Raw genomic sequence first — 21,193 nt, 5'->3', positions numbered from 1 at the left:
ACTATGGAAAACTTGCTCTGGTTAATTCCCGCTTTGCCTTTTCTCGGCGCACTGCTCCTGATACTCTTTGGTAGCCGATTGTCGCGGATGCTGGTGGCTATACTCGGTGTGGGCAGTGTGGGCATTTCTGCGCTCATCACCATACTTTTGGGTGTAGAGTTTCTTTCTGAAAGACCTGCTTTTTACCACCAGGAAGTATGGCAGTGGTTCAGCGTGGCGGGATTTACTCCTTCTATTGCCTTTCACCTCGATGCGCTGTCGATGGTGTTCATCTTCGTCATCACCTTCGTTGGCTTTCTCATCCATATATATTCCACTGCTTACATGGCCGAGGACGCCGATTTCTCCCGCTTCTTTGCCTGTATGAATCTGTTTGTGGGCTCCATGCTGATGCTGGTGATGGCCGATAACCTGCTGCTTTTATACCTCGGCTGGGAAGGTGTAGGCTTGTGCAGCTACCTGCTCATCGGCTTCTGGTACAAGGAGCCTGCAAAAGGTTACGCTGCCCGGAAAGCCTTTATCATCACCCGCGTCGGAGATACGGCCATGGCCATCGGACTCTTCATGCTATTCCAGGCGTTCGGCACGCTCCATATCCAAACCATACTTGCCGAAGCGCCCGAAGCCTGGGCCGTTGGTTCACAGATGGCGCTCATCGTGGCACTGCTGCTGTTGGGCGGAGCCGTGGGCAAATCAGGGCAGTTGCCGTTGCAGACTTGGCTACCGGATGCCATGGCCGGCCCTACGCCTGTTTCCGCGCTTATTCACGCCGCTACCATGGTGACGGCTGGTGTTTACCTCATCGCTCGCATGTTCGTTATTTTTGAGCTTTCTCCGCTCGCGCAGTTCCTGGTGGCTGTTATCGGAGCTGTCACCTTGCTCATTGCTGGTTTCTCCGCCCTCACCCAGTATGATTTGAAGCGGGTACTCGCCTACTCCACCATCAGCCAGATTGGTTATATGTTCCTTGCCTTGGGTGTGGGTGCCTGGTCGGCGGGTATTTTCCATTTTATGATTCATGCTTTCTTTAAGGCGCTGCTTTTCCTTTGTGCTGGCGCTATTATCCTGGCGCTGCATCACGAGCAGGACATGCGCAAAATGGGCGGCCTGCGCGACAAGATGCCTGTCGTGTTCTGGACCTTCCTGATTGGCGCAGCCTCGCTGGCGGCCCTGCCCATCATCACCGCTGGTTTCTACAGCAAAGACCAGATTCTGTGGTATGCGCTTGCTGGTGAGAACGGCAACATCTGGCTCTATATAGCCGGCTTGGCGGGCGCGTTCATCACCTCTATTTATACTTTCCGGATGGTGTTCCTCACCTTTTACGGCGAGAGCAAAACACATGTGGGGCACCTGCCCGGCAAGCCTATCACCATCCCCTTAATCATACTTGCTATACTTTCTGTTGTTGGGGGATTTATTGAGTTGCCGCACAACTTCGGACACGTGGTACTGTTCTCCGAATTGCTGGCGCCCGTGCTGCCCGGGATTACAGCCAATGAAATGCTCGCGGCGAATGAGTGGGTGTTCCAGGTGCTGGCAGCCCTGGTATCGCTGGGAGGCATATTTATCGCTTACCTCTTCTACCTGAAGAGCCCGTCGCTGCTACAAAGTATAAAACGTTCGGACACAGCCATGGCCTTGCACCGTTTCTGGCACTCCGGCTGGGGCTTCGATGCGCTGTATGATGCCCTGCTTGTGCGGCCTTACGTGTTCCTCTCCACCCTCAACAAGCGCGATATTATCGACAGCTTTTATACCGGCCTTGCCCGTATGGCCGAGGGCTTCCATGTGATGCTGTCGGCCACGCAAAACGGAGTTTTGCGCAATTACGTGATGGGCATTGTGGTCGGTGCTATTATGATACTAACCCTAAGCCTGCTGCTATGATACTCCTCTGGCTAATCGTAATCCTGATGGCTGGTGGACTGCTGGCCTGGCTCTCCAAGAAGTGGCACCCGGTGCTGCCCCGTTGGATTTCCCTCTGCACTATACTGGCTGATTTTATACTTGCCATGTATATATGGCTGACCATTCCAGCCGCTACGTTGGGGGCCTCGCCCTGGCTTATGCAGCTTCACATCCCCTGGATTCCGCAGTGGGGCGTGAATTTCATACTGGCACTCGATGGGTTAAGCCTGCTCATGCTGTTGCTCACGTTCTTTCTAGGCCTGCTGGCGGTGCTGGTGTCGTGGCGCGAGATACAAAACAAATCCGGCTTCTTTCACTTCAACCTGCTGTGGGCTTTAGCGGGTATCACCGGTGTGTTCCTCACCCTCGACCTGTTCCTGTTTTACTTTTTCTGGGAGGTGATGCTCATCCCAATGTACTTCCTGATTGGCATCTGGGGCCACGAAAACCGCAACTACGCCGCCTACAAGTTTTTTATCTTCACCCAAGCCAGCGGCTTGCTCATGCTCCTGTCCATCCTTGCATTTTACTTCATACACGGCAGCCAGACAGGCACCTATACTTTTAACTATTTCGAACTGCTCAACACGCCCCTGGCAATGGGCACAGGTCGTTTGCTGATGTTCGGTTTTCTGGCGGCTTTCCTGGTGAAACTGCCGGTGGTGCCGTTCCACTCCTGGCTCCCCGATGCCCACTCCCAGGCACCCACAGCGGGCAGCATTATTCTGGCTGGCTTGCTTTTAAAAACCGGTGCCTACGGCTTGCTGCGTTTTGTGCTGCCGCTCTTTCCGGCCGCTGCCGTGGAGATTGCACCCTGGGCAATGCTGCTTGGAGTAGTAGGTATCATATATGGAGCCATCCTCGCCTACTCCCAAACCGACTTCAAACGCCTAGTGGCTTATACCAGTGTGAGTCATATGGGCTTCGTGATTTTGGGAGTCTTTGCCTTCAACGAGCTGGCGCTGCAGGGTGTGGTGATGCAGCTGATTGCCCACGGCCTTAGCACTGGTGCCCTCTTCATCATTGCAGGTCTGCTGTACGAGCGCCTGCATACCCGCGACATACAGTTGATGGGCGGCTTTTGGTCGAAGGCGCCGAAACTGGGTGTGTTTGCAATGGTTTTCGTGATGGCTTCGCTGGGACTTCCAGGATTAGGCAATTTTATAGCCGAGTTCCTGACACTGGTGGGCTCCTGGCAGGCGAATAACTGGCTCACCGTCTTTGCGACAATCGGACTGGTGATGGCAACGGCGTATTCACTGCGCATCATGCAGAAAGTGTTTTTTGAGCCTGCCCCGGCAGAGCAGCCACTCCCCGACCTGAACCCACGCGAGATGCTGATTGCTGCCCCAATGGTCGTGATGATTCTCTGGCTTGGCCTCTACCCCCAGCCTGTCTTGGACTTGGCCCAACCAAGTATAAACGCGCAACTGCAAGCATATAAAGCACCTCCGGCAGAGGAGAAAGACGCAGCCATTGTAGCCGCCTTACAAACCGAAAAATCGGCTAATGTATACCAACAGATTTTGATGCAGTTAGACAAGTAATGGTACAAGAAGGTACAGCTTAAGGCTTGTGCTTCATGAATGAAATTAATAGCGCTAAAACTACAAAATTACAAGCCCATGAGCCAGAACGATTTTCTTCACCTGATGCCGCTGCTCATCCTGACCTTTTCTGTGCTGATCATCATGCTGGTAATTGCGGCGTGGCGCAACCACAAGATCATTTATGCTATCACGGCTGTTACTTTTGTCGCCGCCTTTCTTTCGCTTTTCGAGATACGGGCTGGAGCGCCGTACCACATCGAGCCGCTGCTGGTGGTTGATGGTTTTGGGGTATTTTATATGGGCCTGATACTGGCGACGGCGCTGCTCATCAGCATGCTGTCTTATGCCTACTTCGAGCAGCGCGAAGAGCAGAAGGAGGAGTATTACATCCTGTTGCTTCTGTCCACGCTCGGGGCCTGCACGCTGGTCATCAGTACACATTTTGCCTCCCTGTTCCTGGGGCTGGAGGTGTTGAGCGTGGCGCTCTACACCCTTATCTCCTACCTCCGTACCCGAGAGCGCTCCGACGAAGCTGGTATTAAATACCTCATTCTGGCTGCTTTCTCTTCTGCTTTCTTACTTTTTGGAATGGCGCTGGTGTACTTCAGCACCGGTAGCATGAACTTCCAGGGAATTGCTGTGGCCATGGCTGCTTCCCAGGAACTACCGCTCCTGCTGCTCACTGGCTTCGGACTTATGATTATCGGCGTCGGGTTTAAGTTGAGCCTCGTGCCGTTCCATATGTGGACGCCGGATGTGTATGAGGGGGCCCCTGCCCCGGTATCTGCTTTTATTGCCACAGTATCAAAAGGCGGTATGCTGGGCCTGCTTATTCGCTTTTTTATGGAAGTAGACGGCTTCCGGTACCCTACCCTGATGCTCATATTCACTATTGTCGCCATTGCCTCCATGTTTGCAGGCAACCTACTGGCGCTGTTCCAGAAGAACGTGAAGCGCATCCTCGCTTACTCCTCCATCTCGCATTTGGGTTATTTGCTGGTGGCTTTCCTGGCGGGAAACCAGATGGGCGTGGAAGCGGTGACATTTTATTTGGTAGCTTATTTCATCACCACTGTTGGGGCATTCGGAACCGTCGCGATGCTGTCAGGCAAGGAGCGTGATGCGGAGCTGTTGATTGACTACCGTGGCTTGCTCTGGCGCCGCCCCTGGGCCGCAACCGTGCTGACGGCTATGTTGCTCTCCTTGGCTGGTATTCCGCTCACGGCTGGGTTTGTAGGCAAGTTCTATCTTTTAGCAGCGGGCGTGAATAATCAAATGTGGCTGCTTGTGGTGATGCTGGTGATTAACAGCGTGATTGGCCTGTACTATTATATAAAAATAATTGCCGTGATGTTTCAGCAGACAGAGGAGGATATGGAGCCACGGCAGCGGTTGCGCCCCTCTATCTACCTGGCCAGTGTGGGCACACTGGCAGTATTAGTATTCCTGCTCATCGGCATCGGCATCTACCCCACCTACCTGTTGAACATAATTAGCGCTATGCTTCAACCTCTGGAAGTTCTAGGTATCCGTTAGATGTGAATGAATAGCTTGATAATCACTCTATAAAAGAGAAAGCCCCCGCTTTAGTAGCGGGGGCTTCTTTGTGACCTGTATATGGCAAGGCGTGAGCACGGCACCCGTAGATAAGGCACAGCCGGTAGGCACGGCGGCTGTGCCCAAGCGGTCCACATGCAGGATTAGAGCGAATCCTCCTGGGCCACACTTCCCCTCACCACTTCCCCAAAGTATCTTTGAAAGCAGAACGCCCCCCTCGCTTGCGCAAGGGGGGGCGTCTGATGTATGGGGTTGGCGGCCACCTACTCTCCCGGGTGTGACCCCAGTACCATCGGCGCGCCCGGGCTTAACTTCTCTGTTCGGGATGGGAAGAGGTGCTCACCGGGGCCATAGCCACCATTATCGTCGCACGGCTGTTATGCGTGCTAATGCTTGTTAACATGATTTGGGAAAGAGAGGGGAGGCGAAAAGCGGCGGGCCTTTTCGTGGCCGGACGCGCTCGGGCAATTAGTATGGCTCGGCTTTGGTGTTTCCACCTTTACACCTGCCACCTATCGACGTCATCGTCTTTGACGGCCCTTAAGGGAGATCTCATCTTGGGGCGGGTTTCGCACTTAGATGCTTTCAGCGCTTATCCCGTCCGAGCGTAGCTACCCTGCGCTGCGGCTGGCGCCACAACAGGTCCACCAGAGGCTCGTCCAGCCCGGTCCTCTCGTACTAAGGCCAGAACCCCTCAAATCTCCGACGCCCACAACAGATAGGGACCGAACTGTCTCACGACGTTCTGAACCCAGCTCGCGTGCCACTTTAATCGGCGAACAGCCGAACCCTTGGGACCTTCTCCAGCCCCAGGACGTGACGAGCCGACATCGAGGTGCCAAACCTCCCCGTCGATATGAGCTCTTGGGGGAGATCAGCCTGTTATCCCCAGAGTACCTTTTATCCTTTGAGCGATGGCCCTTCCATGCGGAACCACCGGATCACTATATCCGCCTTTCGGCCCTGCTCGGCTTGTGGGCCTCACAGTCAAGCTCCCTTCTGCTATTGCGCTCTGCGCACGGTTACCAAGCGTGCTGAGGGAACCTTTGAAAGCCTCCGTTACTGTTTTGGAGGCGACCACCCCAGTCAAACTACCCACCAAGCACGGTCCCCCACTCTGTGAGGTTAGGCGCCAAGCAACTCAAGGGTGGTATTTCAAGGACGGATCCACGACGCCTGGCGACGCCGCTTCATCTCCTCCCACCTATCCTACACATGAGTTACCCAGCGTCAATGCTAAGCTATAGTAAAGGTTCATGGGGTCTTTCCGTCCCGTTGCGGGTACTCGGCATCTTCACCGAGACTACAATTTCACCGAGCTCACGGCTGAGACAGCGCCCAGATCGTTACACCATTCGTGCAGGTCGGAACTTACCCGACAAGGAATTTCGCTACCTTAGGACCGTTATAGTTACGGCCGCCGTTTACCGGGGCTTCGATTCAATGCTTCGCCTTGCGGCTGACATCCCCTCTTAACCTTCCGGCACCGGGCAGGTGTCAGGCCTTATACTTCATCTCTCGATTTCGCAAAGCCATGTGTTTTTGTTAAACAGTCGCCTGGGCCTTTTCACTGCGGCTTCTTGCATTGCTGCAAGGAAGCGCCCCTTCTCCCGAAGTTACAGGGCCATTTTGCCGAGTTCCTTGGCCGTGATTCACTCGAGCACCTTAGGATTCTCTCCTCGACCACCTGTGTCGGTTTGCGGTACGGGCGGCAAGCCATTTAAACGCTTAGCGGGTTTTCTAGGGAGCCTGATTAGGGACGATCTCCGCCCCCGAGGGGTTGGAGTACTTTCAGCTTTCAGCTAGTCCGGCGTACTTCACGACCGGTCCAATACCTACGGCTTTAAACGCGCTATTCCGTCAGCGCGCCGTCCTTTCACTTCTCCGTCACCGCATCGCTATGGCGTGCCGGTACTGGAATATTAACCAGTTGTCCATCGAACTGCGCTTTCGCCTCGCCCTTAGGACCCGACTAACCCTGATCCGATTAGCGTTGATCAGGAAACCTTGGTCTTTCGGTGTGCGGGTTTCTCGCCCGCATTATCGTTACTTATGCCTACATTTGCTTTTCCCTACGCTCCAGCGCCCCTTGCCGGGACGCCTTCACCGCAGAAGGGAATGCTCCCCTACCAGTGCACATAGTGCAATCCGCAGCTTCGGTATCAGACTTGATGCCCGATTATTATCGATGCCCTCTCGCTCGACCAGTGAGCTGTTACGCACTCTTTAAAGGAATGGCTGCTTCCAAGCCAACCTCCTGGCTGTCTAAGCAAGTGGACCTCCTTTGTTCAACTTAGTCTGAATTTAGGGACCTTAGCTGGCGGTCTGGGTTCTTTCCCTCTCGGCCCGGGACCTTAGCACCCCAGGCCTCACTGCCGCGTATGTCAAGTGGCATTCGGAGTTCGTCAGGATTCGGTAGGATGTGACTCCCCCTAGTCCTATCGGTAGCTCTACCTCCACATGACTCCACCGCGACGCTGCCCCTAAAGGCATTTCGGGGAGTACGAGCTATTTCTCAGTTTGATTGGCCTTTCACCCCTACCCACAGGTCATCCAAATACTTTTCAACGTAAACTGGTTCGGACCTCCAACTGGTTTTACCCAGCCTTCATCCTGCCCATGGGTAGATCACAAAGTTTCGCGTCTGCCCCCCCTGACTGCGCGCCCTGTTCAGACTCGCTTTCGCTGCGGCTCCGTGCCTCGAAGACACTTAACCTTGCCAGGGAGGAGCAACTCGTAGGCTCATTATGCAAAAGGCACGCCGTCACCCAACTAATGGGCTCCGACCGCTTGTAAGCGCACGGTTTCAGGATCTGTTTCACCCCGTTATTCACGGTGCTTTTCACCTTTCCCTCACGGTACTGGTTCACTATCGGTCTCTCAGGAGTATTTAGCCTTACCGGATGGTGCCGGTGGATTCAGGCGGGATTTCTCCGGTCCCGCCCTACTCAGGGTACCGCTAGGGCCAAAGAGCTTACGCACACGGGACTATCACCCCCTATGGTCGTTCTTCCCAGAACGTTATGCTTCAATCTTTGGTCCCACATCGCGGCCCTACAACCCCAGACTTGCCGTGACAAGCCTGGTTTGGGCTGTTCCGCGTTCGCTCGCCACTACTTGCGGAATCACTCTTGTTTTCTCTTCCTCCGGGTACTTAGATGTTTCAGTTCCCCGGGTTCGCTCACCCTAAGGTGTACTGTGTCTTCAACACAGTGGGTTGCCCCATTCGGAAATCTGCGGATCAACTTGTATGTGCCAATCCCCGCAGCTTATCGCAGCTTGTCGCGTCCTTCATCGCCTCTGAGAGCCTAGGCATCCCCCGTGCGCCCTTCTCTGCGTCATCGGCCGGTCCCCCGAAGGCAACCGGCCCGCCTCTTTCGCACCAGGACCCTATCACTAGGGCCTAGTCAATATTTTATTACTTCTCTCTCTTTCCCATCATGTCAAAGAACTTTCTCTTTAAGACGTTAGACACTAGACACTGGACGTAAGACGTCTCGGTGCGTGTGCAAACTCTCAAGATGTGAAGTCAAAACCTGCCGTTCTGACCTTATAGTATTTGAGGTAATTGATTGAAACAGTTATTTAAAGTGTGCCGCGCAGGTTTCCTGCGTCTTCGAAAGCCGGTGGTCTTCCCTAGAAAGGAGGTGATCCAGCCGCACCTTCCGGTACGGCTACCTTGTTACGACTTAGCCCCAGTTACCAGTTTTACCCTAGACGGCTCCTTTGACGGTCACCGGCTTCAGGTCTCCCTGACTTCCATGGCTTGACGGGCGGTGTGTACAAGGCCCGGGAACGTATTCACCGCGTCGTTGCTGATACGCGATTACTAGCGATTCCGGCTTCACGGAGTCGAGTTGCAGACTCCGATCCGAACTGAGACGCACTTTCTGGGATTGGCTCACCATCGCTGGCTGGCTACCCTCTGTATGCGCCATTGTAGCACGTGTGTAGCCCTAGGCGTAAGGGCCATGATGACCTGACGTCGTCCCCGCCTTCCTCGCTCCTTGCGGAGGCAGTCTCTCCAGAGTCCCCACCATCACGTGCTGGCAACTGAAGATAGGGGTTGCGCTCGTTGCGGGACTTAACCCAACACCTCACGGCACGAGCTGACGACGGCCATGCAGCACCTTGCTTTGTGCCCCGAAGGGAAGTACCATCTCTGGTACCGTCACGCGCATTCTAGCCTAGGTAAGGTTCCTCGCGTATCATCGAATTAAACCACATGCTCCACCGCTTGTGCGGGCCCCCGTCAATTCCTTTGAGTTTCACCCTTGCGGGCGTACTCCCCAGGTGGATTACTTAACGCTTTCGCTTGGACGCTGACAGTGTATCGCCAACATCGAGTAATCATCGTTTACGGCGTGGACTACCAGGGTATCTAATCCTGTTCGCTCCCCACGCTTTCGTGCCTCAGCGTCAGTTTCGGCACAGCGAGCTGCCTACGCAATCGGGGTTCTTGGCGGTATCTAAGCATTTCACCGCTACACCGCCAGTTCCGCCCGCCTTCACCGAACTCAAGCCCGCCAGTATCAACGGCAGTTCCAGGGTTGAGCCCTGGGATTTCACCGCTGACTTAACGGGCCGCCTACGCACCCTTTAAACCCAATAAATCCGGACAACGCTTGCACCCTCCGTATTACCGCGGCTGCTGGCACGGAGTTAGCCGGTGCTTATTCATCAGGTACCGTCAGTTACCCCCGCAGGGGCGTTTTCTTCCCTGATAAAAGCAGTTTACAACCCAGAAGGCCTTCTTCCTGCACGCGGCATGGCTGGGTCAGCCTCTCGGCCATTGCCCAATATTCCCTACTGCTGCCTCCCGTAGGAGTCTGGTCCGTGTCTCAGTACCAGTGTGGGGGACCATCCTCTCAGAACCCCTAGCCATCGTAGCCTTGGTGGGCCTCTACCCCGCCAACTAGCTAATGGCACGCATGCCCATCTTCCACCGCCGAAACTTTGACCATAAACCGATGCCGATTCATGGTGTCATGCGGTATTAATCCCGGTTTCCCGGGGCTATCCCCCTGTGGAAGGTAGGTTGCATACGCGTTACGCACCCGTGCGCCACTAACCAGGTTCCCGAAAGAACCTGATCCGTTCGACTTGCATGTATTAGGCCTGCCGCTAGCGTTCATCCTGAGCCAGGATCAAACTCTCCATTGTAAAGTTTTTATCTATCCCTAAGAATAGAAATGTGTCTGTCAGACCCCGGCTTTCTTTTTACTCTATTACTAGAATCGACGCAGTTAGTATGTTTCAACCACCTGCGCGGATTACCTTAAATTTCTGTCTCAATCAATCTCTCAAAGAACTTGTAGAAGAACATCTTTCTTCTCTTGCCACCTTCCGATGCACGACTCATTTTTTAGAGTCGATCTTTTGTGTGATACAAAGTTAGTAGCTTATTTTTAAACTTCAAAACTTTATTTCAACTTTTTTTTCTTACTCTTTTCTTTTTGCCCCTTCCTGCTGAACGGGATGCAAAGGTAAGAATTTATTTTCTGAATGCAAGGAGTTTGAATAATTTATTTTTCCCTGATCCTGCTTCAAACCTGCTGTCTGAATGGGGATGCAAAGGTAGTAATATTTTCTCTTTTCGCAATAGCGGACTTCATAATTTTCTCTTTTTCTGCTTCCGCTTTCTTTAGCAATATCTGAAGCTGGTCTTACAGAACACTTTATGTTGTATTCCTCTGCCCACTTTCTCTTCGATTATTTGCAAACAGAATTAAGGTGCTACATTAAAGTACTGTCAGCAGCAATTCAATAAATGTCCCCTCTCCCTTTGTTTCCTCCATCAATAAAATCTGTGTGGTAAAAAAGCGCCTATGAATGCTCGATCTAAAGCTGCAGCCCACATCCTGAAAGCTATGTCTTTTTGATATAGTATAGTTTCATTTGTTAATGTGAGCTTACACCACTGCTCGACATGTAAGCCTAAACCGCTCCAACATCTGAGATGCTACTACCATTGTGGATCTACACGGCGTGCGGTACAAAATTCAGAAGCTCACTATCCATTTTATCTTACCAATGATGCAGTACACGAGTACGTTCTTTGTAGACTTGTTTAAGGAGAATCGAAACATGTATAGTGCTTCACTTTGCGTCTGGCTTTATGTGCAATTGTCCCCCTTCGATTTCCCTGTTATGTATGCTGCTTTTATAATAAAGTGTGCACATCCTCTCTATCTATAAATAATTAAAATAATTCAAACAAAAATTTAATATTTACTTATATATACTTATTACCTGTAAAGAAAGCCTCGAACTCCTCACCCTCTACGCGTTCTTATGGAGCAAAACGCAGCAACGACGTTATTTTATTCGTCTCTTCTTCAGCATAGCCCGGCCCTCCTGTGTGTGTTGAGCGAAAGCGGCAAATTGCTCTTCATAAGTCAGTCTCTGGAGCGGCTCACAGGCTATGCAACAGCGGAACTCACTGCCCTACGCGCCATCAGGCACATTTGTCCTGCCGACTTGCCTTTAGTCAGGCAGACGCTTCAGGAGTTGCAAACAGCGCAGGAAGTAAAATCGCCACCGCTCCGCCTTAAGACCACTTATGGCTCCTGGATATGGGTAGTTGTTACGATTAAGGATGCGGTGGAGAATGAGGCGCTAAGGGGTTACATTGTACACCTGCAGGATATAACACAGGAGAAAGAGGCCAAACGCATTGATGAGATTAATCTGAGTTATTACAACTCGCTCTTTCAGAACCACCCCGGCATTGTTTTCGCCTTGTCGTCGGACGGCATATTCGAGCGGGTGAACGCGAACGTGGAAAAAATGCTGCAGTACGGGGAGCAGGAAATAATAGGCGAGCACTTCTCAAAGTTTACGGCCCCCTCCTTCACCTTCGAAGCCATAAAAGCCCTTAGCAAAGCAAGCCACCACGAGCCAAGCGTGCTGGAGGGGAAAGTTATCAGCAAGAACGGGAAGTCCCGTACACTGCACCTCACCATGATACCGCTTTATTATTTAGAGGAATCCATCGGTATACTTGGTATTGCACGCGACATCACGGCGGAAAAGGAAGCACAGAAGGAACTGGAAAAACTTTCGCTGGTGGCAAGTAAGGCTGTCAGTTGCGTGGTGATAACCGACCCCACCGGCAAAATCGAATGGGTGAACTCGGAGTTCAGCAACGTGACCGGCTACACCATGCGCGAGTTGCGTGGCAAAAAGCCAGGCCATTTGCTGCAGGGACCAGAAACAGACCCAACCACTGTGCGCCTTATGCACGACAAAGTAAATAAGCGGGAGCCGTTTTATATAGAAGTGGTCAACTACCGGAAAAATGGGGAGAAGTTCTGGTTTGGAATGAACATCACCCCAATGTTTGATGATGAGGGAAACCTGACGCAGTACTTCGCCATACAGAACGACATTACCGAAAGGAAAAATGCCGAATTTAAAATGCAGCTTCTGGCAGAGGACCTTACCCGCCACAACAAAGACCTGCAGCAGTTTAACTACATTGTTTCGCATAATTTAAGAACACCTGTGGCCAACATGCTGGGCCTTACCTCCATTCTGGAGCGGCAACAGACAAGCCCCAATGACTTTGCCAAGGCGCTGCAAAACCTAAAGCAGACCTCCATGAGCCTATACAATGTGCTCAAAGACCTGAACGAACTGCTCTCCTTCAGGGATGGAGGGGCTAGCCTCCGGCAAGAGGAGGTATCCATTGCAAAGGTTTTGGGGGAAGTATGCAAAAGCCTGCAAGACAAAATAGAAAGCACCGAAGCGCAGATTGATGTTGCTGTTCCGGAGGAGGCATGCCTGCAGGCAAACAAGGCATACGTGTACAGCATCTTTCACAACTTGCTTTCAAACGCCATCAAGTACCGCGACCCTATGAGGCCCTTGCGCATCCAGGTGAAGTACATCCCGGCACCACAGCAGCACATGATTACATTTGCAGACAATGGCATGGGAATGGACATGGCCATAGCGCAAAAATCGCTCTTTAAGCTGTATGGCAAGATGGACAAGAGAGCCGAAGGCAGAGGCATTGGTTTATACATGGTGAAGGAGCAGGTGGAGTCGATTGGCGGCACGATTGCCGCGGACAGCACCCCAGGTGCAGGAACCACCTTTACCATCCGCATCAACAAAGATGCAACCCCTGGGCAGCAGGAAACGCTGCACGCTTAAATAACATTCTGGTTCGTAGTTGCATCATAGAAAAGGCCTCCCAAGTATGGCTCACCCGATAACCTCCCGGTACGCCTGCGTCCGTGCTTTAGTATACTGAGGTAAGCATGCATTACTGTACTTGCGGTTACCATTCCTACCTTGTTCCGCTTTCTCATACAGATTACAGCGGCGGCGGCAGCCAGCCAGCTTAGGCTGATAGCATCAATTTCTTTTCTTTTTATAGCAGTCGCGTCGGCACTTCTTCGCCTGCTATAGCTGATTTTTTATAGAAATTCCATACTTTCGGCTTAAGAAGCCTTTACTGGATCTTCTTTATAATAATGTAAGCAAGTAAAGTTTTTAATATTTCCCGCCAAAAAAACACCCAATGGAAAGCATCATCAGCGCGATCAACGACATTGTCTGGAGCAATGCCCTTATCATACTTTGTCTCGGGGCAGGTATTTACTTTTCAATTGCCACCCGGTTCCTGCAAGTCCGCTACATCCGCGAAATGATTCGTTTGCTCTTCAACGGGCAGTCCTCTAAGAAAGGGGTAAGCTCCTTTCAAGCCTTTTCCATCGCTATTGCCGGTCGGGTTGGAACAGGCAATATTGCCGGGGTGGCCACGGCTATTGCCATGGGCGGTCCCGGCGCCGTGTTCTGGATGTGGGTGATCGCATTCCTTGGGAGTTCTTCGGCCTTTATAGAAGCCACACTTGGCCAGATTTACAAACAGGTGAAAGACGGGGAATACCGAGGAGGCCCTGCCTATTATATAGAGAAGGGCCTGGGCATGAAATGGTATGCCGTGGTATTTGCCGTGGCCACTATTGTAAGTATGGCGCTCTTTTTACCGGGTGTGCAAAGTAACAGCATCGCCTCCAGCATGTACACGGCGTTCGAGGTGCCCACGGCTGCTACGGGCGCCGGGGTAACCGTACTGCTGGCACTTATTATTTTTGGTGGCGTGAAGCGCATTGGCAAGGTCGCCGAGGTGGCCGTTCCTTTTATGGCGGGTGCCTACATCCTGATGACTCTTATTATTATAGTAGCAAACATAGCAGAGGTGCCAGCCGTGATCAGCCTGATCGTCTCATCAGCGTTTGATGCCGAGCCTGCCTTTGCAGGTATGTTCGGAATGGCAATTTCGTGGGGAGTAAAGCGCGGCATTTATTCAAACGAGGCAGGCCAGGGAACTGCACCACACGCGGCAGCGGCGGCAGAGGTAAGCCACCCGGCCAAGCAGGGGCTGGTACAGGCGTTCTCGGTTTACGTGGATACGCTGTTTGTATGTACCGCCACAGCTTTCATGATCCTGTTTACGGGCCAATACAATGTGGTGAATCCGGAAGGCGGCTTTGTAGTGGAGAATCTTCCGGGCATAGCCTATGGCCCGGAGTACACGCAGCAGGCAGTCAATACTTTCTTCCCTTCGCTGGGCAGTGGCTTTGTGGCTGTGTCGCTGCTTTTGTTTGCCTTCACCACCATCATGGCTTATTATTATATAGCCGAAACAAACCTGAGCTACCTGAATGCAAAGGGCAATAAGTGGCTGCTGTGGGTGCTGCGCGCGCTGATTCTGGCCGCAACATTCTACGGTTCCATCAAAACGGCTGAGTCGGCATGGATGCTGGGGGATATCGGCGTGGGCATTATGGCCTGGCTGAACGTGGTGGCTATCCTGCTGCTACGCAAACCTGCGCTTCAGGCTCTAAAAGACTACCAGGCCCAGCGCAAAGCCGGCCTCGACCCGGTGTATAATGCGCAGCGCCTGGGAATACCAAACGCAGGCGAATGGGACGGAAAGGAGCTGGAGGAGAAAAAGCTGCAGCAGGCATAAGCAAAGTCGTATTCGCTATAAAAGGTAAAGCAGGATCTTTCAATCCTGCTTTACCTTTTATAGCGTAAACCTAAATTTTGATGGTGCAATGCTGCAACTGTACGCAACGCCGCTGGTTAGCTAACAGAGGGAACCTGTACCCGCCGATGCTGTGGATAAAGCCTTGTTCGCACTGGCTGTTGCCCTGCCAACGCATACCCAATTTCTCGTTCACACGCTCCTACCTTTTTAAAACCAGGAGCGGTAAGGTGTAGTGAGGCTAAACTACTCTCCTCTCTCACACCTGTTACTGAAATCTCTTCCATTAAAATCAGCAGGAAGTGCGCTTTGGCGCGTAAACATCCCCTTTAAGTATTGCATATTTGCCCCTTTGGTACGCTATGATATTTTCGATGAACAAGCAGCGGCTTTCGCTTAGTGTTTTTTTCTTTCTGGCCGGTTTCAACTTTGCGAGTTGGGCCTCCCGAATTCCTACCATTGCAGGGGCTTTACAGCTGAACGAGGCTGAACTGGGTTCTATTCTGCTTACCATGCCGATCAGCTCCCTTATCGGTCTACCCATATCAGGATGGCTGGTGACCAGGTTCGACAGCAGAATACCGTTAACAACAGCCTTTATGGTAAACGGAGTGGCACTTTCCCTCATAGGATTGGCCTTTTCCTCCTTTTACCTGGTTGGGGCGCTGTTTCTGTTTTCCTTAACCATGCGCATCTTCAACATTGCAATCAACACACAGGCTATCGCCCTGCAGAAGAAGCTGAACCGAAAGATAAACGGCTCCTTTCATGGTTTGTGGAGCCTGGGGGGGATTGTGGGTGTGGGGCTAACGACGTTGCTGGTGTCGCTTCGAATCCCCATTATTCCGCACCTGCTTTCCGTTTCAATTTTATCCCTGCTGGCTACAGTGGTTGCCTCGCGTTTCCTGCTCAGGAACGACCGTGCTACCGCCGGAAACAAGCTGACGTTGGGGAAACCAGATCCGGCCATTTTATACCTGGGCTTGCTCGTTTTCTTTGCTGCCCTGTGCGAAGGAGGCATGTTCGATTGGAGCGGCATTTATTTTCAGCAGGTGGTAAAAGAAGACGTATTCACTGCCGGCTATCTCATCTTCATGTCGTTCATGGCACTATCCCGGTTTGTGTCTGATCGTATTGTGGAGAAGATCGGGATGCCAAAAACCTACGTGCTAAGTTCAATCCTGATTTTTACCGGTGTCAGCCTTTCTATACTTCTTCCCAGCTTCTGGCCCGCCATGATTGGTTTTTCGCTGGTTGGTTTTGGAACGGCCTCGGTTATACCGATGACGTACACCTTGGCCGGTGCTTCCACCAAGTACTCCCCTGGCGTCACCTTGTCTATTATCGTGACCTATGGCATTATCGGCATGTTGATAGGACCTCCACTGATCGGTTACCTGGCGCACGCTTTTAGCCTGCGGCTTTCCTTTATTTTGTTTGCCCTGGCCGGGGTCATGCTCATACCTATCTCAAAGCTATTCTTTAAGCTCAAAACACAGCCTGTACCTGGAGAATAATATATAATTTTGAGCTATTTCAGTAGGTATGGGAAATCAGATTCGAAAAAACATTCACAGTATCACGTTATTCATATATTATAAAGCACATATTTACCCCTCCTCCATCTCACGTTAAGTAAAAAAATTTAACAATATATAATTCAGCAATTTACAGCCATCAGCAGGATTTACAAAATAATAACACAAACACACCTTGTAAATATAATACAATTTAAAATTCACTTATTAATAGCATCGACCTCTACTGGCATCTATTGTACTATTTAAATCTTAGATTTAAATTTAATCATCAATTAATTTTCATCATAAGGTTCAGATCAGGAGCTTATTATTCAGATTTTTTAGCTTAACTTTTTGAATCTTAAACACATTTATCAGGTTCTAAGCCGGTAAACTAATCTAACTTTTATTACATGAAAAAAAATTACTTCGTTAAAGGTGTGCTTGGGCTTATGCTGGCCGGGCAGGTCTTCAGTGCTAATGCTCAGGAGCTTTCGTCGGCACAGCTTGTGCCAGCCAACACGCCGCACCAGAGCCCGGACGAAAAGCCTTACCACGACGATAAGATCTTCGTAAAGTTTCGCCAGCTCGAAACAGGCACTGCCATCGAATTCAATGGCAAGAGTGAAAGAGCAAAAAAGCTTAAGGATGACAAAATAAGCAAGGCGCTACTAAAGGCAGACGCCCGCCTGATGCGCCAGGCAGCAGGCAAAGGCTCCGGCAATGGAGTAGCCCGCATCTTTCAGGTAGAACTGGACGGTTCCGTTTCTTCTGTGAAACAACTGATCAGTGAGTTGAAGGCGATGCCTGAGGTGGAATATGCCGAATTGGTGCCTATTTACCAGATTCATGCAGCCCCTTCTGATCCGAGTTATACCGGCGGAAGCCAGTATTCACTGAACATCACGAAAGCAGTACAGTCTTACTCCTCTTTCAATGCCACAGGTGCTCCAATCAAAGTCGCCATCGTGGATGACGCTGTATTAACCTCACACACCGACCTGAAAGCCAACATCTGGTCAAATCCCGGCGAAACTGGCGTGGATGCCAGCGGTAAAGACAAAGCCTCTAACGGTATTGACGACGACAACAACGGTTACATTGATGATGTGAATGGTTGGGACTCTGCTGACAACGACAATAACCCCAATCCTCCCCTAGTAGCAACTGCACTAGGTAACATAGCTGGCCCTAACACTTTTTCGCATGGTACGCACTGTGCTGGTATAGCTGGTGCTGTAACTAACAATGGTGTGGGTATAGCCTCTATAAGCAATAACAAAGTACAGATTGTTGCGGTAAAATGTACTCCTGACAATGCGGCTAATACCAGAAGCATTTATACTTCTTTTGCAGGTTTGGCCTACGCCATCAGAGGTGCTAAAGCCGATGTGGTATCCATGTCCTTTGGTGGCTCCGGCTACTCTCAGGCATTTCAGGATCTGATAAACGAAGGTGCTGCCCAAGGTATGATTTTCATCGCATCTGCAGGTAACAACAACAACAACCTCGAGCAATTCCCAGCTACGTATCAGCACGTAATCTCTGTTTCGAATACAGACGAAGTCGATAAAAAGAGTAGCTCCTCTACCTTTGGCAATTGGGTTACCATTGCCGCGCCAGGTACTAACATCTATAGTACAGTTGCCGGAACAGGCACGGGTATCGCTGCTGGTGGCTATACCAACTACACCGGTACTTCTATGTCTGGCCCTATGGTTGCTGGCCTTGCTGGCTACATCAAAGCGCAGAAACCTTCTTTGACTCCTACCCAGGTAAGAGATATCATCGTTTCTACTTCTGACAACGTGGATATCCTGAACCCTGGTTACGAAGGTTTACTGGGTGCAGGCCGAATTAATGTGTACCAGGCCATTGTGGCAGCTGGAGGCACTGTTCTGGCACCTACTGTAGATTTCATTCCCAGCAAGGTGAGCGCTGTGATTGGTGAGGAAGTAGCGTTTGCAAACCGTTCTACGGGTAGCAACCTGACGTATGCCTGGACCTTCCAGAATGCGAACATCGCCACTTCCACCGCTAAGAACCCGGTGGTGAAGTTCCTTGCTGCCGGCACGCACGAAGTAACGTTGTCTATCAATGGTGGTGCTTCTAAGTCGGTAAAAATTAATGTTTCCGGATTCACTGCGCTGGACGTACTTGGTTTGCCATTGGCTGGACCGGTTGGGGCATCTGGCGTAAACGGCCACAGTGCAAACAACATCCCGGCTTTCGCCAACTTCTACAAGTACTCTACCACGCACATGATTTCCGGTGTTAATATCTCTTTTAGATTGGCAACAGCCGGAAGCGCAAATTCCACCGTCCGCGTAAAGGTGTGGGAAGCAGAGAGAGGCATACCAGGACGTGTACTACACACGCAGACGGTTAAAATCTCTGACCTGAAGCCAAATGGTTTAGCAGGCACGCTTAGCCCGAACTACATCTACTTCGACAAGCCAGTACAGGTGCCTGCTAACAGCAGCTTCTACGTAGGTTTCGAGATCGATTACGGCACTGGCGATAACATTTCTATCCACCACACTACCTATACTGGCTCTGGATCAGAATCTGCTTTGTTCTTTAACAACAGCTGGCAGATAAACGCACAGGTTGGCGCTCGCTGGACGTTCGCTATCTTCCCTGTCCTGGCAAATGCATCTGAGTATCCTGCCGGACCAATTTCAGTTACTCCGGCTGAGGCATGTGTAGGCGGTCAGGTTACTTTTGACGGCGCGAGCGTAAACAAAGCAACTGCTTACCGCTGGACCTTCGGAAACGGCACTACTGCTGCAACAGCTACTGCTACTTCGGTTTACACCACAGGCGGCACCTACCTGCCAACGCTCGTAGCTACCCGTGCGGTAAATATCACCGAAGGAACCGCTGTATATCCTGTTGAACTGCGTCAGTCGTTCACAAAGCAGATTCGCGTGGCGGATTGTGCTCAGGAACCAGTTGCTGGCTTTGAGGTTTCTGCTTTATCAGCAAACGTTGGCTCTGCCATCACCTTCACGAACACCACCGCTAACGCTACAAGCTACGAGTGGTTAATTTCACAGGGGTCAACCAAAATCAGATCGACAGAAGAAAGCCCGGTGGTTACATTCAAAACCAAAGGCAAGTATGATGTAACGCTCGTAACCCGCAACCCTGAAGGAGATGTATCAACTTCTACCAAGAAGCAGTACATCGAGATCTTCACAGCTGGCCAGGATTGCGGTAACGTGGACTTCCCTTTCCCTGCCCGCCTGACTACGTTTGGCACTGGAGCTGGAGGCACTTTCTCTGGTCATAACGGATACGGCATCGGAACTTATGCGAAGTCATTTGATTTAGCAGCCGGTACGGTTGTATCTAAAGCCATGTTTAACATTGCTACTGCTGCGGCTAAAGTACCCGCAACGTCGTTCATCACAGTAAACGTATGGAATGCTGGTTTGAATGGTACGCCAGGTGAAGTGATCAGCTCAGTAAAGGTATCTTATACCAAGATGATGCAGGCAATAGCTACTAACGGTGGCAATATGGAAGTTATACTTGACCAGCCTGTTGTGCTTTCAGTTGACAGCCGCATCTATGTTGGCTTCGCGGTTAACTTTATCGCCGGCGATAACATGGCGGTAGCATCAAAGTTGGCTGGCCCTAACATGGGCGAGCGCTCTTTAGCGCTTTACGGCAGCACCTGGTATACACTTAAAGACCTGGTAAGCCTTTCTACAGACTTTGCCATTGGTATCGGCACGTTCGACAACATTGACAAGCTGCCTATCGCCAACTTCACTACTTCTGCGACTACGGTAGCGGTTGGTGAGTCTATCAAACTGGATGCAAGCCAGAGCAAGAAAGCTCAGGTATACAACTGGCAGGTAAGCGGCGGCACAGTAACTGCCATGGGCGAAAGTGCTGCTTCTGCCGTGTATGACCCTACCAAAGCGGCCGTTGTGTTCTCTAAGGCTGGCAAGTATACCATTACCTTAGTAGTGATGGGTGACTGTGGTGCAAAGGTTGCAATGAAGACCATTGAGGTGGAAGTGACAGGAACAACTCCTGTAGCTACTGAAACTTCGGTTGAAGAAAGCAAGGCTGCCGGTATCACAGACCTGATCACCGATGCATCGCTTGTGTACCCTAACCCTTCAACTGGCCAGTACAACGTGGTACTGAAGGGTGTTGCACAGCAGCAGGTAGTGGTGAGTGTATGGGACCTTACAGGCAAGGAAGTATCACGCAAAAACGTGACCCTGAACAGCAACAGCGAAGTGCACCAGGTAAACCTGGGCAACCAGCCAGTTGGTATGTACCTGCTACATGTTACCGCTGGTAACAAAGTGCAGGTGCACAAGCTCATCAAAAAATAAGTAGCCGCTTTTAAAGCGCACTTACTTATACTTTAACAAAAAAGCCTGGCCCTGTGCCAGGCTTTTTTGTTTTAGGGTGATGGAGTTTGGGGAGTGGTTTAGAGTGGTTTTGTTTTGCTGGAACTTCAATTTATACTTCCTATCAGAGGAAGTAGCGTTGTAGTTTGTAAGTAGACCATGCACGATTAACACCCCTATAGTCCCCTCAAGGGACAGTTAAGTGATTACTCATATAAGCGTTTTTACTTTTACTGAAGTGCAGTCGTTAGTTTAATAATGGAGGCAATAGCACAA

The 21,193-nt window shown here is 51.1% G+C and carries 7 protein-coding genes and 3 rRNA genes; 7 read left to right on the top strand and 3 right to left on the bottom strand.

Going from position 1 to position 21,193, the window contains the following annotated elements; genetic code table 11:
- The first annotated feature begins 3 nt into the window (after positions 1-3).
- The 3 genes from nuoL to A0W33_RS16180 all read left to right on the top strand — a co-directional run bounded on the left by nuoL (position 4) and on the right by A0W33_RS16180 (position 4,997).
- Positions 4-1,890, top strand: a complete 1,887-nt coding sequence (gene nuoL, locus A0W33_RS16190) for an NADH-quinone oxidoreductase subunit L (protein ID WP_068839137.1) — start codon at positions 4-6, stop codon at positions 1,888-1,890.
- Positions 1,887-3,458, top strand: coding sequence for an NADH-quinone oxidoreductase subunit M (gene nuoM / locus A0W33_RS16185; RefSeq protein ID WP_068839136.1), 1,572 nt, complete (start codon positions 1,887-1,889; stop codon positions 3,456-3,458). The genes nuoL and nuoM overlap by 4 nt, the downstream gene beginning before the upstream one ends.
- A 78-nt stretch (positions 3,459-3,536) precedes the next feature.
- Positions 3,537-4,997: an NADH-quinone oxidoreductase subunit N gene (locus A0W33_RS16180; protein ID WP_068839135.1), complete on the top strand. Its 1,461-nt coding sequence runs from the start codon at positions 3,537-3,539 to the stop codon at positions 4,995-4,997.
- Positions 4,998-5,268: 271 nt separating this feature from the next.
- On the opposite strand, the gene rrf is transcribed toward A0W33_RS16180, so the two are convergent.
- The 3 genes from rrf to A0W33_RS16165 all read right to left on the bottom strand — a co-directional run bounded on the left by rrf (position 5,269) and on the right by A0W33_RS16165 (position 10,181).
- Positions 5,269-5,380 (bottom strand): 5S ribosomal RNA (rrf, locus tag A0W33_RS16175).
- Between the two features lie 85 nt (positions 5,381-5,465).
- A 23S ribosomal RNA gene (locus A0W33_RS16170) occupies positions 5,466-8,361 on the bottom strand.
- Between the two features lie 297 nt (positions 8,362-8,658).
- A 16S ribosomal RNA gene (locus A0W33_RS16165) occupies positions 8,659-10,181 on the bottom strand.
- The 16S, 23S and 5S rRNA genes sit together here, the layout of an rRNA operon.
- Before the next feature lie 1,131 nt (positions 10,182-11,312).
- Here A0W33_RS16165 and A0W33_RS16160 point away from each other — a divergent pair.
- The 4 genes from A0W33_RS16160 (at position 11,313) to A0W33_RS16145 (ending at position 20,899) form a co-directional block, all read left to right on the top strand.
- Positions 11,313-13,178, top strand: coding sequence for a PAS domain-containing sensor histidine kinase (locus A0W33_RS16160; RefSeq protein ID WP_071890077.1), 1,866 nt, complete (start codon positions 11,313-11,315; stop codon positions 13,176-13,178).
- A gap of 370 nt (positions 13,179-13,548) precedes the next feature.
- A complete protein-coding gene (locus A0W33_RS16155; protein ID WP_068839133.1) occupies positions 13,549-15,003 on the top strand; it encodes an alanine/glycine:cation symporter family protein in 1,455 nt (484 codons plus the stop codon).
- Positions 15,004-15,383: 380 nt separating this feature from the next.
- Positions 15,384-16,538, top strand: a complete 1,155-nt coding sequence (locus A0W33_RS16150; RefSeq protein WP_068839132.1) for an MFS transporter — start codon at positions 15,384-15,386, stop codon at positions 16,536-16,538.
- A gap of 416 nt (positions 16,539-16,954) precedes the next feature.
- Positions 16,955-20,899 carry a S8 family serine peptidase gene (locus A0W33_RS16145; protein WP_068839131.1) on the top strand — a complete coding sequence of 1,315 codons (3,945 nt, stop codon included), beginning with the start codon at positions 16,955-16,957 and terminating at the stop codon, positions 20,897-20,899.
- Positions 20,900-21,193 lie beyond the last annotated feature (294 nt).

It is taken from the genome of Pontibacter akesuensis (assembly GCF_001611675.1).
Taxonomy (GTDB): Bacteria; Bacteroidota; Bacteroidia; order Cytophagales; family Hymenobacteraceae; genus Pontibacter; species Pontibacter akesuensis.
Note: the sequence above shows the minus strand (reverse complement) of the source record. Positions and strands in the feature narration are given on the sequence as shown.

Bases quoted from the DNA above. Each gene is read 5' to 3' on its own strand.
- nuoL (WP_068839137.1), top strand. From the start codon at position 4: ATGGAAAACTTGCTCTGGTTAATTCCCGCTTTGCCTTTTCTCGGCGCA.
- nuoM (WP_068839136.1), top strand. From the start codon at position 1,887: ATGATACTCCTCTGGCTAATCGTAATCCTGATGGCTGGTGGACTGCTG.
- A0W33_RS16180 (WP_068839135.1), top strand. From the start codon at position 3,537: ATGAGCCAGAACGATTTTCTTCACCTGATGCCGCTGCTCATCCTGACC.
- A0W33_RS16160 (WP_071890077.1), top strand. From the start codon at position 11,313: ATGGAGCAAAACGCAGCAACGACGTTATTTTATTCGTCTCTTCTTCAG.
- A0W33_RS16155 (WP_068839133.1), top strand. From the start codon at position 13,549: ATGGAAAGCATCATCAGCGCGATCAACGACATTGTCTGGAGCAATGCC.
- A0W33_RS16150 (WP_068839132.1), top strand. From the start codon at position 15,384: ATGATATTTTCGATGAACAAGCAGCGGCTTTCGCTTAGTGTTTTTTTC.
- A0W33_RS16145 (WP_068839131.1), top strand. From the start codon at position 16,955: ATGAAAAAAAATTACTTCGTTAAAGGTGTGCTTGGGCTTATGCTGGCC.